Source organism: Pseudoneobacillus rhizolycopersici (assembly GCF_054786815.1).
This window is the reverse complement of record NZ_JBTOOE010000001.1, coordinates 17,176-35,661: the sequence shown is the minus strand read 5'-3', so window position 1 is coordinate 35,661 and position 18,486 is coordinate 17,176. Positions and strand designations below refer to the sequence as shown.

The following is an 18,486-nucleotide window of genomic DNA, read 5'->3' as shown; positions in this document are numbered from 1 at the left end:
AATGCCCCCGGTTCATCCATTCGAAATCAGCATGAATATGGTAAAACACATCTCTCATCCATTTAATCTGTCTATATTCTCCATACCTTATATTAATAAGAGATATCAAGTTGTTAGTTAAGTAACCTACATCCTATCACCTTATAAAAAATCTTCTTTTTATGCCAAAATGTGGTACCCCTATCAGTACACCTTTCTATAATATTAAAAAGGAGTTTAATGACAAAATGGGTATCATCTCCGTTTATTTAATGATAGGTCTATTAATTAGTACAATCATTTATGCTGTGGCAGATTTCCGTCCTTGGTTTTTTTTTCCTGTATTATGCATTGCCTGGTTACCGCTAATAATTATTGGCATGATTTTAACTTTATTTATGGATTTAGAAGAAATCTCCAATAAGCTAAACAAATAATAGCACAAAACCAAGAAACAAATCCAAAAACCGTGACAATAGTAGTTTCGGACCACCCATATTTTAAGCCAAAATGATAATGAATCGGTGTCATTTTAAAGATACGCTTATTAGTAAGTTTAAAGGATGAAACTTGTAAAATAACGGAAAGTTGTTCAGCAAAATAAATAAAGAACAAAATGGGAATTAATATTTCAACTTTTTCAATAACAGCAAGAAATGAAAGCGACCCCCCTATAGCTAATGATCCCGTATCCCCCATAAATGCTTTTGCAGGAAATATATTATAAATGAGAAACCCAAGTAAACATCCAATCATAATTAAACAAAAAATTTGCACCTCTGAACTATCTGAAACCACAAAAAAGAAAAAGTATGAAGGGATTGCCACAACTCCTAAAAGACCGTCTAAACCATCCGTGAAATTAATGGCATTTGCAGAACCTACGACAAATAAGGTAATGATAATGACATATAACACCATGGGCAGTTCCAAGGAAATATTTTTATTAATAGCAATGTTGGTGTCAACACCTAGTCCGTTGATTACGTAAAAAAGCAAAGTACCAGTAAAAATAAATTGAAAAATAAGTTTAGTCTTACCCGATACCCCTCCTGGATCTTGACGTGAAGCTTTCCAAAAATCATCCAAAAACCCAACAAAACTAAAAAGTATGTAGGTAATAGACAAGAAATACATTAATGGCGTAGGTGAAGAAAGAATCGATACGATAATCCCTACAAAAAGAATAATTCCAAACATTAACGGAGTGCCTTTTTTTAACTGATGACCTGAAGGAAGTTCTTTCCTTATCGGTTGAATGAGCCTAAGTTTTCTCAAAACACCAATTAATGGTGGAGATAAAATGGAAACTGCGATAAAAGCAATTAACGCTGGGATTATTTGTTCACTCACTTTTCATGTACTCCTTTTCTCTATTCTATTTATAATAAATTCTATAAAACTCATTCATTACCTCTATTCTAAGATAAGAAAAATAAAAAGGGGAATTTTGATAAAAGTAAGTACCCTGCTCCCTTTATAGCAATAATAAAAAGGAACCGCCTCAGCAATCCCTCTAATTAACTCTATCCTCCGTAAGTTGCCTTTCATATAAAGGAATCCCTTTTCTTTTCGAAAAAATAACCAACTATTAATCCTAATAGACTTAACGAGACATATATTACGGCACTTTCCACCCACCATAATGAAATGGGTTCACCATAAATGATTTTATTCTCCGTTACAATGGTGTCTTGTACTTTATTATTAATCATATAATCCAAAACATAGTATTGGTCCTTCATATAGAAGCCACGATAATGAGCTAGCAACCCTATTAAAAAGAATATTGCAGAGAGCCAAAATGCCTTCATTTTATTCTGAATATAGTTAATGGTTACCGCTAAGGGAAAAACCAACAAAAGCAAAAACATCATTATATGTTGCATAAAATGAGTATAATCCCACGGTGTAAATGACAAATAAAGTATAAAACTAAATAAAAGTGGACATAAAATGATCCTAGAATTTTTAGATAACATATTAAATATCCTTTCTTATTACGTTTTTCTTTATCATTCATACTAATGAAATAAACCGTCCCGATAGAACAAGAATCGATTATCCTCTTAAGTCATTGCACTTCGTTCGTTTTAATTGACATTTAGAGCTTAAAAGAATGTCATTACTAAAGACTTCTATTCTTTGAAACGCCTCCTTATATTTCCATTTTACCATAAGTGTAGTAATTGATTTAATTTTCTGTAAATATTCTAGACGATTATTTCATAGCTACTAAACTGCCGGGTTCTGTCATTCACGCAAAAAAACCGAGCTAAACAAGTTTTTATGATAAAAACTCATTTTCTCTCGGCATTCTGTTTTAGCAGCTTAAGCTACCATTGCCCCCATTAAGTCCCATTCAATATTTATCTCATTTTCTCTGCCAACTCTAAGATAATTCCCTCTGGACCACGAACATAGCATAATTTGTAGCTTTCTTCATATTGCTGTATCTCACTAAAGATTTCCGTGCCCTTCTCTTTCAATTTTGCAACAATAGCTTCAATATCTTCAACAGCAAAGCAAATATGTCGGATACCCAGCGCATTTGCAAAGGTTTGCTGATTATCTTTTTCATCTGCCGGCGTATAATATTTGACTAGCTCTATCCATGCCTGACCGTCTGGCATCCACAATCCTACACATGCCGTTTTAACACCATTAAGCCCAACTATTCTGTCCAACTGTTCTCCATCCATTTCCCATTCCGCTTTCACTTCAAGACCTAAATCAAGAAAAAATGCTTTTGCACCTGAAAGATCATTTACGTTGATACTCACATGATCTATTCTATTGATCTTCATTTCTCATACCCCCTATGTTCCGGTTAATTTCAATAAAAATAGCCGAGACAAACAAGTCTTAATGAATAAAAGCTATAATAAGCTCAGCAAACTAAAGGAACTTTAGTTGAACAAGTATTCTAGACTGCCGTTCTTCTGGGACTTGATCCCGTCAACTAAACAGTTCGCCCCTATTTAGAGAAGAATTTGTTTGGAATCGAGACATAGATTTAGCTGAGGGAAATATGATTGTAATCTTTGTACCTATCCCCACTCTACTTTGAATACGCAACTGCCCCTTCATAGCTCTAATAATACTTTGGACCACCATCATACCTAGGCCAGTACCATTTCCTTCCTTTGTAGAGTAGTAAGGCTCCCCAATTCGACTCACTTGCGCTTGTGTCATTCCTATTCCATTATCTTCAATAATAATCAGGATATTTTTTTCAGACTGTTTAGTCATTAAGTTCAGAGTTCCTCCTTGGGGCATGCTTTCAATCCCATTTTTAATCACATTAAACAGACATTGCCTAAATTTTTCACGATCCCCTAGAATACAATCAACCGAATGGAAATCTTCCAAGATATTTACAGAGTGACGGTTAGCTAAAGGGCTAATTGTGCGTGAAACAGTCTGAAGTTCTCTACACACATCCAATTCTATTACTTCTTCTAAACTTGGTTTTGTATATGTGAGGTAATCCTCAATGACTCCTTCCGATTTGCTTAATTCTCCAAAAGCGATTTCAAGATAATATCGGTTTTCTTCCGAAATTTCTTTCTGTTCTTTTACCAATTGGACGAAACCTTTGGCAGAAGTTAATGGGTTTCGTATCTCATGTGAAATAGCAGCCCCTAAATGCTCTAGTGCACTCATTTTTTTGGATTGGTATATCTCTTTTTTCAATTGGTCAGTCTCGCGAATATATTCGATAACATATACAAATATAGTTATACCGATAACAGGAAAAACGAGAAATGGAATACTCATTCCCCATATACTCCCAAAGTAGAGGTGGCGAAAAAATATAATTAAAGATTGAGTAAGGAGTGTAATACCCATAGTTGTTATGATTTTCTTGTATGATGATTGTCGGATAAACCTGGGGTGGAGTAATTTCAATACAAACGCTAATACAATATAAACACCTGTAAATATAACGAAGCCATGATCTACCCCAAGTAAAGCACGTATGAAAATTGCAATGAGGATAAAGGTCCACCCCATATCAAAATATAGTCCTGCTAATACAAGAGGGATTATTCTAAGATCAATTCTAAATAAATTTGATAACTCTAAACTAAAAATAAAACACGCAAGAAGGGAAAAAAATAACATAAGAAACCATAAAAATTTTGAATCCTTTTGTCCATTACGGTCAGTTAAAATATGATAAATAAACACAAAACCGACTAAGATAGAAAAATTAAACAATAAATGTTTGGTTATTTGCATAGAAAATAGTCCATTCTTTAGAAGATATTTATATACTAAAAGTACAAATTGAAGATTAGTCCACCTATTCTTTCATGGCTTGGAAGTGGAAACAGAAAAACAATAAAATTAAATGTCTTAATCTCCCTTTAAAAATCTTAAGATATTTTTCTTTTAATCAGCTAATTGACCTTTTTGTTCTTTATACATCCAATACCTACTTTGTTGTTACTAAATATATATTCTACCTAAAGGTATTCACTTCCTTCAAAAAGGCATATCTCCTTCATGAAGAAATGCGCTATGTTTGTTCAGAATCTAATAAGTAATTCTCGAATAATAAACCCTAATAATATACCAATAACAAATTGCTTTCCTAATAAAAATCGTAGTTGTTTATGGCTCAAAGTTATTGGCTCGCTATTTTTGGGGATACGTCGAAATAACCTCATAAACTTTCCTCCATTTTATCTCACTATTTTGCTAAATATATTCGCCTTATATTTGCTGATATCCTTCAATATTAGAGTTCTGTTACTAGACTGCTATTTTACAAAAGTGAAAGAAAAAGCTGAAAATACAGCAGGTGAAATGAATAAATACCTGTATATTTTCAGCTTTTTCTTAGCGATTTTAAACAAAAATCGCCCTCGTTACTTCAATAAGTGATTAATTTTAAAAATCATTTTGATTTTTCAAATCGAAGTATGCTTTCATAATTTCCTGCCCAATTAATTTATTGACTGGATGTTTATCCGTCTTTACATAAGGTACTACGATAGAAAAGGCAACCTCTGGTTGATCAAAAGGAGCATATCCGACTAACGTCAGGTTATAGCTGGGATATTCTGTGAGATTTCTTTTGGCAATTGGATCATAGTAATTAGATTGAGCCGTTCCCGTTTTACCTGCTATTTTATAGTCTGAATATGGTTTGAAATTAAAGAAGGATGTAGCCGTTCCACCACTTTCTTGGAATACTTGTCTAAACCCTTCTTGTACCCTGGTAATATGTTCATCTTTCATATCTATTCGGTTAAGGATGACTGGTTCATAGGAATCAATAATCTTGCCTAAATCCCTCTCTAAGGAAGGCTCACGAATTTCCTTGACCATTTGTAATTTAACTCGATACCCATCATTAGCTATAGTTGAAACGTACTGGGCTAATTGAAGGGGCGTATAGGTAGCGAACTGACCTATGGCAAAATCTAGTAACAATCCAGATGTAGCAGTATTTTCACCTGGAACCCCAATAGATTCATTCGGTAAATCAATTCCTGTTCTTACACCGAGACCAAACTGATTGAAGTAATATTTAAAAGTATCAAAGGCTTTTGGATTACTCGGAAGTTTCATCTTATAGTAATAATCAGACCCCAATATTCTAATAGCCGTTTTAAACATGTAAACGTTGGATGACCGCTTTAATGCTTCTAAATCATTAATTCGGTTCATGGTTTGATAGGATTTTTTTACCGGAGTCCCGTCTAAATACAACGGTTCGTCAATTAAATATGTATTTGGTGCAATCCTTCCAGTTTGATAACCTGTTAGTATAGTAGCTCCTTTAACAACGGAACCCATCGCATAAGCAGATGTATAAGTTCCTAAGGCAAAATCGGTTACTTCAAAGCTCCCATCTTTCTCTACTAATTTCTTCCCTGACAAAGCAAGGATTTCACCGGTTCTTGGATTGGTTATGACTACAAAGGCGCTATCTAAAAATGGCCCACCACCATTTTGTTTTGCAGAAATTAACTCTTTTTCTACAATAGCCTCAACTTGCTTCTGTAATTCTAGATCAACCGTTAATACTAAATCTTTACCCATCTGACCTTCTGATAAGACTTTAGTTTGTTCTACTTTTCCTTTTTGGTTCACACTATATTCTGTTTTGGCTTTCCCGCCCCTCAGAACATCTTCGTATTGGTATTCTATTTGACTTTTACCTACACGATCATTCCGGTTATAATCCTTAGCTAGATAGAAACTTAATAATTCGCTTGGCAATCCTTCCTCAGGTGAACTTATATTTCCTAGTATAGAGCGAAAAGCCCCACCATTTGGGTAAATTCTGTCCCAATCCGTAATGACATCTACCCCAGGTAATTCATGTAAATGTTCACTGACAACTGCTACTTCTTTAGTTGTTACATCAATATTTTTTATGATTTGGGGTGTTAATACATAGTCTTTGGTCATCTCACGATAGATTGCAGCCACGTTTTTCTCTGCCATCTTTATCTCTGATAGATCCTCAGCATTTATTCTACTGAGCTGAATCTTGTAAAGTTCAGCAGACGTTATCTTCTTATTTCCAAGTTCTGCTTTTGTGAGTTTTGCTTTCGCTTTGTCAGGACGAGTGAGAATCCAATAATCCATTAAATCTCTTTCTGTAAGTTTATCAGTGTTAACATGAATAATTTTAGATAGTTTTCTGGCTATACTTAATACTTCAGTATTCTTTAAACCTGGAGATCTTATATAAGTAATAGCATACTTGCCTTGATTATCTACAATTAGTCTTCCATATCTATCATATATTTTTCCTCTAGGTACTGGCTCACTAACAATGTAGTTCTCTGTTTTGGTAACTTCTTTTCGGTAATCCTCTCCATGAATGATTTGAAGTGTCCCTAGTTTAATGACAAGGATACTGAAACAGAAAAAAACAATTATGAACAATACGTTTAACCGTATGGGTAAGTTAGTGTTTTTCTTTACTTCCATATTCATTCACCCTAAAAAATTAATAAATCAGAACAATTATGAATATTTTATCATATTTTTCAAAATGAGGTATTATTTACCAATAACTATATCGACAATCCCATCAATGAACCGAACCTGCATATGTTACTTTCCTTAATTCAAATAAGCCGAGCTTATACAAGAATGAATAAAATCCCGTATATTCTCGACTTACTATATTAGTAGTTTAAAGCTACCTTTACTTCCTTAAATAAAAAATCTAGTATGTATGTTTAATAAAATAATTTCACAAAGACTTAAAATATTTAACAAATATGATAACTTAAATTGATTTTAGAAAAAAATCCATTGTATCAAAATGAGTTAATATTTCTATCACCTTTTCTTGTTCTACAAATATAAAATCACTAATTTCATTATCAAGTGGTCTGATTGAGTTAACGTCTCCAATAAATTCAACAAGAAACATGGTAGTTTCTTGTCTATCAAAACCCACCTTTGCTTTTAACTCCTCAGGGAAATCAAAACAAATTTTTTCATTAAATTGCTTCATTATCTTATAGTCAGTCGAACCAGTTTCTTCTTTTATTTCCCGTAATACAGCTTGTTCCAGGTCAGCATCAGTCTCTTTTACTCCACCTTTAATAAAATCCCATTCACCATTAATCGTCTCTTTTCCTGTATTTGTATTAATTTTTGTTTTGTGTACTAATAAATATTTATCATTTTGAAATACAATAGCACCAACAGCTTTTCTTATCATTAGTTATCAACCCTATCTTTATGATTGATGTCTCCTTCTAATACAAACTTCGTATTTTTACCATTTATTTCCACAACTGTAAAGCTAGTAATATGGATAAACGGTGGGTGCCTTAGCTATTCAAGAGGTTAATATTTAATTACAGTTAAAAGACATTTAATTGCAATAGAATTTTTATTATCATATTCTATTAGTTGGCTAAAAGTGATAAATGTATGTTATTGAAGTATCTAATCATTCTCCACCAATCCTATGTTTCCTGAATGTTCCATTTTAATTTTTGAATAGGCACTTTATTATTTTTATTCCATTCTATAATACAATCATAGGAGGTATCCTCTACAACAGCAACAGTGGAGATAAATACCCCATCCTTCCATTCAATACTTAGTATCGGGAATTCGAAGGATTCCAATATTCCCAAGTCCTCTGGCAGATTTGTTTTTTGAAAGTCCTGCAAGTTGAAAATAACGACTTGGTTTCTAATGACTTCTGTACCTTCATTTCTTCCAAAGAGAAATGCTAAATAAGTATTACTGCGTTTGAAATCTTGAAGGAAACTCGCCTCTGACACTTCAATCGATTTAATGTCGCCTTGATAATGCTCTAAAAAGAGTTGGTTACAAATCTTAATTCCACAATTGTAACTTAAGAGAAAGAAGTCCCTTTCTTGGTTTGAAAACAAATAGTTACTTTGAATTCTATTCATTTCCCTTTCAGGTTCATCAAACTGTTCTAAGTATGATACAAGAACTGGTATGTACTTCTTAATATCTATTTGGATAGGCACTTGATTCGGTTTTTCAATAGTAAGAATCAATTTTTTCCGTAAATTCGATTCAGAATTATTAGCTTCATAGGAACCAATCTTTGTTGTTATGTGTTTCTCTTCCTTACTTTCAGAAGAATCTTCCTCAGTTAAAGACAATTGGACATTGTTTCCTTCCGTCTTATTTTCACTACTTGTACCACAACCTATAAAAGTCATGCTACCGATTATTAGTAAACTAATTAAGAATAAATATTTCATAGCTTTTTCCCCCTAGTCCTTAAGGGTTCTCATCCTCAATACCTTCTATTAACTCATTTACTACTTATCTAGTAGAAACCAATCTTTAGCTACAGTACACTCCTTCACAATCTTTTATTGAACCAGTATTTAGTTTTATGCAACAACATAATTAAATGGAAGAATTAATTAATTTATATAAGATTGTTGGCCACCAGTCCATAACTCCCCATTTTCTTCCAAGACGAATAGCAATGGTATTGTTTTCTGGGCTAACATAAAGAACTTGTCCTAATGCCCCTAAAGCAAAATAGTCATTATTCGTTTGGTTGTTTAAATGTCCCCACCATAAATATTTATAATAGGCTTTATTTTGATTAAACCACATTTTTCCCCATGGATGTTTATGATAATATCGGAAATGATCACTATATGTTGGTACATTAATTGGACTTACTGAAGTCTCAATCCAGTCTCGGCTAATAATTTGTTTACCTTCCCATTCACCCTTTTTTAAGTATAAACTACCGAACTTAGCTAAATCTATTGCGGTCATGACCAACCCACTCTCAATCTTTTCAAATTGATACTTTTCACTATCTACGATCATTGAACCTGGAAATTCCATTCCTAATTGACTCCAAAATTTCTCATAAAAAAAGTCTGTTACACTTTTTCCTGTTGTCCTTTCAAGAATCAGACCTAATATTAACAAATGGTAATCATTATAATGAAAAAAATGATCATTCGTATCCTCTACAACAGACAGTGCCAATTGCCTTCCATTCGGGTGCAAATAAACTTTTGCCTCGTCTCTCCAAGGAAAATGGCCTTCCTTGTATTTTATTCCTGCATCCATTTGAAGAAGGTGTTTGATTTTGATATTTCTCAGTTTAATTTCGGGTATATAAGAAGAAACGAAATCATCAACACTTTTAATATAACCAGTATCAATAGCAATCCCAACAAGAGCAGAAATAAATGATTTTGTAATAGAAAACAACTTTTGAGGTGTATTTCTTTTATGCTCATTAAAATAACCCTCATAAAAAATTGTATCATTTTTTATAATAAGTAACGCAGTTGTACCGGTATTCTCCATAAATTGATTGAAGTCAGCAGTTCTTTTTTTTCCTTTATGTAAGTATTCGATCGATGAAAAATCCAGTTTATTTGGAGATTCTTTAAAATAGTATGGATTATAATCTATTGGGAGTTTCTTAGTTGAAAAGTAATGATAATCATCGTATGGAACTGTGAACTTATTTCTAAACATATATGAAAGAAATGTTTGTATGTAATTTTTTTCCTCTAGTCTATTATTGTTATTTTCCATTTAAATTTCCCCCAAAAAAATATCAAGAATCGCTAATTTCTAAATCAATTCTCTTTCATTATCAATTAAACTTTTCCAACAAACCTGATTCGAATGTTATTTGCTTTTCTCCCTTTAATAAATGAAGTAAAAGAGATTATTTACATTTTTAACTTATTATACCATTATGATTAAGTAAGGTTCTATTAATTTCATATTCTATAAAGCCACTAACTTACCTGTTTGCTGGGACTCTTGCAAAATTGTTAGTCTTACTTGATATTGATTACAAATGTTTATTTTGACGGTCGTTTTGTCTGTATATCCTAACTCCATTTAAACAATACCGTAAAATTCAAAACTTCGGGCATCACGACAACGATAGAGAGTGATGACGTTCAGGTGCTGACGGCCACCTGCTTCATCACCGATACTAGCCGGATATTTAAGATTGATGTGTGGCTGAAATCTGTCAGTTACTTCCACTGCAATGATCCTGATTCTTTTAGTCAAACAAGGAAATGGCGATGCATCCATAAGCATCGCCAATCGGTTCCCAAATTAACTAGTTGTTTACCTGACTAATTTTTTTCAAAACTAGTGGTACAAATAGCATCCAAGTGTATTTATTTTGTTTTTATTTACTGCCCAAGTCCCTTTTTTTTCTTACTGACATTATCGTTTGGTGAGTCACCGGTACCATTTTTGTTCTTGCTATTAGGCGTTCCATAGATTTGATTATCTTTCGTTACTTTAGCCCCGGTTAAAAAATCATCCTTCGTCTCCATCTTGTTCATCTCCTTTCGTTAATCTCTCATATTATCTATGGAGAGGATAGGAAATATACAATTATATGGATGTCACTTTTATTTAATTTTGTAGAACTGTCTGAACATATAATGAAACAAACAAAAAATGCTGTAGAAGGAGATACAGTTTCAAACTCTTGCCTTGTTTGTTTAATAAGCGACTAATGGTTAAATCACTTAACTCTCCTTACCCTTAGTTGATACTCATGCTAATGACCTATTTGCTCTAATGTATAGACATATCCAAACTCAAAACTTTCGATAGTAGCACATACATATTTCCCTCATTTGACCAATAGTTTTCCTCATATACAAAAAGTTACTGCATCAGTTGTAATACCATAAATCGCACCTAATCTACAAGGTAAGAACTTTCTTAAAATCAAATAGACCATATAACCTTCCACGTACTTCAAAAAGAAAAAAATGACCGCCGGAGCGACCATTTCTTGAACCCTTTCTTTCTCCCACTCACCTGTTAAGTCAATTAGGATAATATCCTTTTTGCAATCATCCAAAGAAACTATCCAAGTAAATGCTGAACTTAATTATTATTCATATACGCTTCTGCAAGCTTTATTAATTCTTCTTTAGATTGATTACCAATCACTTTTAGCTCAATGATTTTGAGGTCTTTTGTTTTATAATTTAGTAATAAGGTATTTTCTTTATCACCAGTTGCAAACATTGCCACCGTGTTATCGTTCAACTTAACATTTTCCCATCTACTCGAAAATGCACTCGACATACTGTCAACATTACCAGTCAAATAATCCGTTGCGGCTTGATTTATACTCTGAGTAACAATAGCCCATTTATTATGTTTTTCATAAAAATCATGAAAAACATAATTATAGCCAATAAGATTTTCCTTACCGCCGTTCTCCTGCAAATTACTATTCATCAATGCTCCAATGGACTTTGTAGGAGTAAAAGTTTCTTCGGGCCTCAAAATGGAAAACGGAAATTCCTTTTCGGCTTCTTTCAAAGACACTGTGCCCTTCATATTTAGTGATTTGTTTATTGTATTTTCGATAACTTCCTTAGTGGTAGGGCTGGGGCCAAAAAGAAATTCCTTAAATCGATCTATTCGTGCATTTTCCCCATTATCATCATGAATCGTTATTTTAATTCCATTCCATTCAATGGGTAATACGGCAGCACTAACTGGAACAACGATCAACAATAATATCGCAGCACTTAAGATATATGCTAATTTGGAACGTGAAAAAATATTTTTGTTTTCATTCTTTTCAAGAGAATATCTGTTCCACACTTGTTCAAAAGTAACCGACGGATTTAAATCTTTTCCATACTTTTGTAGGTGATTCTTAACATCCAAATCGTTAATTTTCTTCACAAATATCGCCTCCTTGATTTATGTAAAAACTCTTATCGCATAGTTGCTTTCGTAATTCTTTTAGTGCCCTATTTAATCTTGATTTACACGTTCCAATAGGAATATCTAATATGGATGCAACTTCAATTAATTTCAGTTCAGCATAATAATACAGCACAATTATCTCTCTGCTTTTAGTCGATAATCTGGCTATTTGATTACAAATCTCCTGGTTTTGTTCTCCTTGTAAAATTGAACGTTCTACCGTATTATGTTCTGTCGGCATATCTGGAACAAAACCAATAAATTTGAGCCACCTTTGCCTGCGATGCATATTACGGAATGTATTAACAGTAATTTTATAGATCCAGGGTTTAATTGGCTTGGTCTTATCAAATGAGTGATAGTTTTTAAATACTTTAATAAATGTTTCCTGCGTTACATCATCAGCAAGTGATTCAGATTTCGTTAGCAATAAAGCAGTCCTATAAACATACGGTGAGAACTCATTGAAAATTCTGTTTGCCTCTTCCTTTATTATTTTGGTTTCCAAAATCTCTCCTCCTTTCTTCATAACTTCACCTTATATACACATTGAAATTAGAAAAGGTTCGTTGTTTAAGTTGAATATTTTTGAAACGTTGCTTTTTATATAAAAGAAAAGCATTACCATTTTAGTAATGCATGCATTCAACCATACGCCATCATTAAATGTGGTTTAATAGGTTTTCGTTAACCTGGATAAATAATCCTTCCCTGAAGCTGCGTCTTTTCTACATAAATAAAAGAAAAAGCTAAAAATATTGCAGGTAAATTGAATAAATACCTGTATATTTTCAGCTTTTTATTAGCGATTTTCAAACATTACCAGAGTTCTTGCTTTTTCTTAATACAGCAAAAACCATTCCCATTAATAAGCCCATTGATAACCCCTTAAATAATTCAGGACTCACTTCTTCTCTATTTAGAATGAATATCGCATCCAAAATTAGCACTAAAATTACATAGCTTATAATAAAATTGTTCCTTTGTATGGTACTTGCTTTAAAAAATTTGATTAATATCAAATAGACAGATGCCGTTGTGATTACAAAAGTGACTATCCAATTTTCTGTTAAAAGACTGTTCATTGTTTTGTTCCTCCATTGCGAGAACCTTTTCCACTATCAGCTACTATTGTTTGATAAGCCAAAAAAATAAGCAGAACAAATACAAATTTTGTTCAAATGTTGCATAATAAAATTCCGTATGTTTCAAGCATATCTGGATTATTTACAATGGAAGATTAGGTCATCGTTAGTAAAATACTCAAAGTAAATTTAATAACCTCAGTAATCCATATAGCATTAATAGAAGACCTAAATAAAACAAAGTTGTTAATCCTGTGAAAGGGTCAAAAACAAAATCAAAAAACTCCATCCACTTCTCCTTAACCGAACTAGCTTTATTTATACTGGGGACCATGAACATCTTAAGGCGTTGATGAAGGGCATGATTATGTTACTTTGGGATTAAATTCTCCATTTTTCAACATCTTTAAACTCAATAAAATAGTACTAAGACATGTGATAAGACTTATATTACCCCCAACGATTATATAGAAAGGTGTAAAATAAGGTAACGCTTCTGCCCATACAAAGTTTATTGGGGATAAAAAATTTTCATTGGTCCATCCGTCTGTTCCTGAACTTACAAAACTCCATCCAATTAAATATAGAGAAACCCGTTCTGATAAAACGACAAAAAGACCAATTAAAAATGAATCACTTAATGGATTATTCTTGTTTATGACAATCATTAAAATTCCCAATAAAACTTAAGGAAAGGTAGTAACAAATGATCCAACGAATATCCCAGATATGATTCTATTTCTGTCAAAAGGTATTTCAAAAATTACATTATAGAGACTGAAAGCAATTAAAAGAGTAATGAAGTAACACATGGATGTAACAACAGACCCTTTCAAATATTTAACCAATAACCATGGAAGCGTTCCTTTCCATTAAACTTACTTTCATTTGTCTATGTTAATCATTATTGTTGATTTTTAATATAACAAAAGGACTTCGATTAGAAGTCCTTTTTCAAATAATGAAAACTGTTCCAAAGATAAAGAATGCGATTCCAATTAATATTGTGAATCCCTTAATTACAACAAACGGAAGTCTACTTAATAATCTAAATAAAAATTCAAACTCAATATAGTGCACACGGATACCACCCTTATCTTTATAATCCCCTTTTTTCATTCTGAACAAAGATGAATAGATGACAAGGATTCCCCAGAAAATGAACAATACCCCGATAAATAAAGCCAAATTATCCAACACACCTTTCACATATTTAAAATAGGTTTATTAATTGGTTAATTATGTAATAATAACCATGGTAGAATTGCTTACCATTCTTCTATAAGATTAGCTTGAGCAAGCCCTTACTAACAAAAGAATTGCAATAATGATTAAAACAGAAATAATATTAACGAAACAGCCACTACTTGGAGCTCCAGTATAAGCCCGAGTAAAAGCGTTGTTCAGGGCACCGACAGGATTTTTCCGAAGTTCTTTTGCTTTTAATCTTTCTCTTTCTTCCTCGGACATAATACCCCTCCACCTCTGATAATCTCATTAAACTTATTTACGATTTAAAGAGAATAAAGTTTCTTTCTTTTTTTAAATCACTCTTTTTCCCTTAATACCCATACACATGTAAAAAGTCCAAATACACTTGGTTTTATAAAGAACCTTGCATATTTTGGACTTCTACAAATGAATTATTAAGGGACAATTGCTTCCATTAGTTGAACAAGTGTGATTCAAATTAGTTGCTCATTATACACGCTAATTGGGTGTATTTTCTCTTCTATTAAGTTATTAATTATTTGCTTCATTACACGGGGTTCTCGTATGTCTTTGTTTTCAAATGTTACAAGTTCCTTTACTTTTATCCACTTGCTGTCAGAAATGACATCTTCTTCGAGATTTAGAGAACCTCCTGTAATCTCACCAACAAAATGAAATAAAATAACTTGATTGTTTGTATTACTAACAAAATTATATACACCAGTAGTACCAATAAGTTTTACATCAAACCCTGTTTCCTCTTTAACTTCCCTCTGAGCTGAATAGAGAATATCCTCACCGTTTTCGACATGACCACTTGGAAAGTTCCACTTATCCATTGCAGTAGGTTTACTCTCTTTGATAATCAAGACCTTATCGTCATGAAAGATTGACACACTTGCTACTAAAACAATTCCATCTTGCGACATCTGATTCTCCCCAATTCCCTTTTAACGGACATTTACCTGTTTAGCTTTCTTTCACTAACCTGGTCTATAATCCCTATATTAATAAAGTCCAAGATACGCTAAGGATTTGAATAAGATCCTGTATATTTTGGACTTCTTATGATTAAATTTAATGGAGTAAACGCACCAGTTAGCGAAAAATAAGTATAATCTCATGGTACAAATTTTAGAGATGACTAATTTTATTTTGCCTCAAAGTTCTAAGGGCTTACTCACCATATACCGTCCCTATCAGCATCGTTGATATATGGGTTTAACCAGTGTTAAGTTAGACATAAAAGGCTTTGGCAAATTGCATGACCTTCCTCGTTTTACTTATCCGGCCCGATTATAGTGTTAATTTTTTAGACTCGTTCTTATTTTTTCTGTCATAATTTTATTTTCTTTGGCTATTCTTAAACCGAATATAACTCTTAAAAAATTAATTCTTCGAATGACAAAGTGATATAAAATCATTATGATCGTAAATGCTACAGGGACTAAAAATACCAATTTAACAGCAACTGCCCATTCCAAGTTACAGATGAAAAATCCCAACATTATAATAATAGGTTGGTGAAGCACATAAAAAGGCATGGATGCCTCGCTTGTATATTTTAAAGTGCTATTACTGAAGTTTAAGTATTTATCACCTAGATATAAGATAAAGAAAAGAACGTTCCACACCAAAATAACTCGTAGTATCATAAAAATACCCCAACTTAACGAAACATTCATGGGAAACCCAATATACATAGCCCAGAATATATACCCAGCTGTACTAAATGCACTTAAATACCCAGCAATAACTCCTACTCTACGTACAAATTCCCTTAAAGATTCTCTTGAAAAGAAATAGTATCCATAAATAAATAAAATTAAATAAAAGATAATTCCCCAACTAGCTAAATTCACAACATGGTTGGCAGTCAAAGCCACAATCATTAAAGGGATTGGCATAACCAAGTAATGAAAAGTTCCAAAGTCTTTACGTCCTGCACCTTTTTTGACAATCAAGAAGATAGGTAATGTGATGATCGAAAAAAGTAATAACTCCAATAGATACCAAAGATGATGTCCGAAAAATGCAAAATTACCTGTTCCACCGATTTCTAAATATAACCCATCAAAATAATGAGGAAAAAATTGAATGAAAGAACCCTCAAATTGAAAATTTGTTATTCTTTCAATATATACTTGTGGAGGTGACAGAATAAAAATCCCTAGAAGTAAAGGGATTCCAAGACGGACAAGCCTTTCCTTTATAAAACTTTGAGAATTTCTTTTTTGTAAGGCATAATATGTACTAACTCCTGAAATGATAAAGAATATTGGCATAATCCAATTTCCAACAAAGAGTGAAAAAAAGTCAATGTACGACCGATTAATGACGTTATTCTTTATATGCCAATCAAAAGGATTAAAGAACATTGAACAATGATAAAGAAACACAATTAAAGTAGCCAATACCTTTATCCAGTCTAAATCATACTGTCTTATAAATTGATTGTTATTCTTCATAAATCTCCTCCATCGAAATCATCTCTGCCAAATTATACAATATTTTCTAAGATAATCATATTTTATTAACACTGCTTCTTTACTTTAATAGCTGAAGGAACTGCCACACGACAACTCCTTTACTTGTTAAATCCTTCATTACCTAATAAAATTCTATAGATTGTTGAACTTGCTTTGAACTTTGACTAGTACGTAATGTTTGCCCCACATTTGTGTAGTAGCAACTAAACGTTCTCCATCTTTTTCAAAAAATAGACCAGCACCATCTTTTTCTTTGAATTCCCAACCATTTGAGCCAATCATTTGCTTAATGTTTTCAACTACTATTAAAATACCCTGATTTTCAGTTCTTGTGATATACCAAATCGTATCATCTTCTACTGCAATTTCTACTACCTTGCTATCTGTTTCTTCCAGTTTTTCTATTACTTCTTTTGCTGTTAAATTTTCTATTGGAAGTGGAGGATAGTATGATTTATTTTCAAAAACGAATACAGCAAAAATAACAATGACAATAATTATTGAAATTAGTCCAACCTTTTTCAATTAACTGCCCCCTCGGTTTTGAGCAAGATACGTATAACATTCATTTTCAACTAACCTGCATTCTTTAGTAGATCCGCGTAAAGAAGCCGAGATAAACAAGTCTTTATGAATAAAAACTCATATTTTCTCGGCTATCACAAATACCTGCTTGAGATATAATAGCTCCCTTTACTTTCATAATGTTTTTAATAAAGGTGACTGATAATTCTTTATGAATGGGGTAAGTTCGTTCAATACCAACCTGACTTTTTAGTTCCATCCTTATAAAAAACTTTCACTTCTGGGTCGTAATTAACAGGAGTCTCTGAGAAGCTATACCATATTCTACCTTTATTAGTATCTATAATTGTAGCTTTAGTAAAATCTTGGTCTTTATATTTTATCTCCATTTCCTCTATTGAAGGGTCGTTAATTACACCAAATGTTAAAGACACAAGTTCTTCGTCGGAATTTATATCCCTTGGCTGTAGGTTACTAAACATTCTAGTTAAAACAATATCTTCTTCATTGAACAATTTACTTCCTGCACCAAAACCCCACCGAAATCCAAGAATGGTTTTTTTAACTAATCCAACTGATAAACTATCATCCTTGCCATAAAATATGATAGTATGCCCTTTATAGTCAGTGGTATGAAATATTTCATCAATTGGCACGTTTGATTCGCTTATTGCTTCATCGAGAGTCTTATAATTCACTATATAATAAGTGAAAATTACAAAAAAGCCCCAAAAAATAATGAAGGAAATTGAAAAAACTTTTTTAAATTTCATATTTCACCTCCAAAGGATTATTGCAACAAAAATAAGCCAATACCATTATTATACTAAGCTATAGAACCGAGAACTGGTATAAAGTGAATTAGTGTTTAATTTCAAATGTTCGAAATCCATTATATGTAGGAACATTTGTTTTTGATAATCTTTTCAGCCCTGGATTTTAAGGACCAAAAGGGCATTGATGTTTCTCGGCTTTCT

Annotated in this window: 19 protein-coding genes; all 19 read right to left on the bottom strand. The window is 32.5% G+C overall.

All coding sequences use genetic code 11. The features are described from left to right. Positions 1-375: 375 nt before the first annotated feature. Entirely contained in the window at positions 376-1,332 is a 957-nt protein-coding gene (mraY, locus tag ACX9YW_RS00200) for a phospho-N-acetylmuramoyl-pentapeptide-transferase (protein ID WP_460340010.1), read from the bottom strand. A 194-nt stretch (positions 1,333-1,526) separates the two neighbouring features. Further along, positions 1,527-1,868: a hypothetical protein gene (locus ACX9YW_RS00195; RefSeq protein WP_460340007.1), complete on the bottom strand. Its 342-nt coding sequence runs from the start codon at positions 1,866-1,868 to the stop codon at positions 1,527-1,529. A 480-nt stretch (positions 1,869-2,348) separates the two neighbouring features. Further along, entirely contained in the window at positions 2,349-2,786 is a 438-nt protein-coding gene (locus ACX9YW_RS00190) for a VOC family protein (RefSeq protein ID WP_460340004.1), read from the bottom strand. Positions 2,787-2,937: 151 nt separating this feature from the next. After that, positions 2,938-4,224, bottom strand: a complete 1,287-nt coding sequence (locus tag ACX9YW_RS00185) for an ATP-binding protein (protein ID WP_460340002.1) — start codon at positions 4,222-4,224, stop codon at positions 2,938-2,940. A gap of 654 nt (positions 4,225-4,878) precedes the next feature. Continuing rightward, positions 4,879-6,936: a peptidoglycan D,D-transpeptidase FtsI family protein gene (locus ACX9YW_RS00180; protein ID WP_460339999.1), complete on the bottom strand. Its 2,058-nt coding sequence runs from the start codon at positions 6,934-6,936 to the stop codon at positions 4,879-4,881. Between the two features lie 304 nt (positions 6,937-7,240). Continuing rightward, the gene (locus ACX9YW_RS00175; protein ID WP_460339995.1) at positions 7,241-7,681 is read right to left on the bottom strand and encodes an NUDIX domain-containing protein; all 441 of its coding nucleotides are present in this window, start codon (positions 7,679-7,681) and stop codon (positions 7,241-7,243) included. Positions 7,682-7,931: 250 nt separating this feature from the next. Further along, positions 7,932-8,711 carry a hypothetical protein gene (locus ACX9YW_RS00170; protein ID WP_460339992.1) on the bottom strand — a complete coding sequence of 260 codons (780 nt, stop codon included), beginning with the start codon at positions 8,709-8,711 and terminating at the stop codon, positions 7,932-7,934. A 151-nt stretch (positions 8,712-8,862) separates the two neighbouring features. Beyond that, entirely contained in the window at positions 8,863-10,026 is a 1,164-nt protein-coding gene (locus ACX9YW_RS00165; RefSeq protein WP_460339989.1) for a serine hydrolase domain-containing protein, read from the bottom strand. 620 nt (positions 10,027-10,646) lie between these two features. Then, the gene (locus ACX9YW_RS00160) at positions 10,647-10,793 is read right to left on the bottom strand and encodes a hypothetical protein (RefSeq protein ID WP_460339986.1); all 147 of its coding nucleotides are present in this window, start codon (positions 10,791-10,793) and stop codon (positions 10,647-10,649) included. Positions 10,794-11,119: 326 nt separating this feature from the next. Then, positions 11,120-11,332 (bottom strand): hypothetical protein, encoded by a 213-nt coding sequence (locus tag ACX9YW_RS00155; RefSeq protein WP_460339983.1) that lies wholly within the window; start codon positions 11,330-11,332, stop codon positions 11,120-11,122. Between the two features lie 26 nt (positions 11,333-11,358). Continuing rightward, complete coding sequence (locus ACX9YW_RS00150) at positions 11,359-12,174, bottom strand: hypothetical protein (RefSeq protein WP_460339980.1); 816 nt, start codon at positions 12,172-12,174, stop codon at positions 11,359-11,361. Further along, positions 12,161-12,706 carry an RNA polymerase sigma factor gene (locus ACX9YW_RS00145; protein ID WP_460339977.1) on the bottom strand — a complete coding sequence of 182 codons (546 nt, stop codon included), beginning with the start codon at positions 12,704-12,706 and terminating at the stop codon, positions 12,161-12,163. Before ACX9YW_RS00145 ends, ACX9YW_RS00150 begins: the two co-directional genes overlap by 14 nt. Positions 12,707-13,010: 304 nt before the next feature. Next, positions 13,011-13,283, bottom strand: coding sequence for a hypothetical protein (locus ACX9YW_RS00140; RefSeq protein ID WP_460339974.1), 273 nt, complete (start codon positions 13,281-13,283; stop codon positions 13,011-13,013). 954 nt (positions 13,284-14,237) lie between these two features. Further along, positions 14,238-14,471: a hypothetical protein gene (locus ACX9YW_RS00135; RefSeq protein ID WP_460339972.1), complete on the bottom strand. Its 234-nt coding sequence runs from the start codon at positions 14,469-14,471 to the stop codon at positions 14,238-14,240. Between the two features lie 99 nt (positions 14,472-14,570). Then, entirely contained in the window at positions 14,571-14,753 is a 183-nt protein-coding gene (locus ACX9YW_RS00130; protein ID WP_460339969.1) for a DUF6366 family protein, read from the bottom strand. Between the two features lie 215 nt (positions 14,754-14,968). Further along, a complete protein-coding gene (locus tag ACX9YW_RS00125; protein WP_460339966.1) occupies positions 14,969-15,424 on the bottom strand; it encodes an NUDIX hydrolase in 456 nt (151 codons plus the stop codon). A gap of 375 nt (positions 15,425-15,799) precedes the next feature. Next, positions 15,800-16,963 (bottom strand): acyltransferase family protein, encoded by a 1,164-nt coding sequence (locus tag ACX9YW_RS00120; RefSeq protein ID WP_460339963.1) that lies wholly within the window; start codon positions 16,961-16,963, stop codon positions 15,800-15,802. A gap of 153 nt (positions 16,964-17,116) precedes the next feature. Beyond that, on the bottom strand, positions 17,117-17,509 hold the full coding sequence (locus tag ACX9YW_RS00115; protein ID WP_460339960.1) for a hypothetical protein: 393 nt from the start codon (positions 17,507-17,509) through the stop codon (positions 17,117-17,119). Positions 17,510-17,739: 230 nt separating this feature from the next. Continuing rightward, positions 17,740-18,282 (bottom strand): hypothetical protein, encoded by a 543-nt coding sequence (locus tag ACX9YW_RS00110; RefSeq protein WP_460339957.1) that lies wholly within the window; start codon positions 18,280-18,282, stop codon positions 17,740-17,742. Between the last annotated feature and the right edge of the window lie 204 nt (positions 18,283-18,486).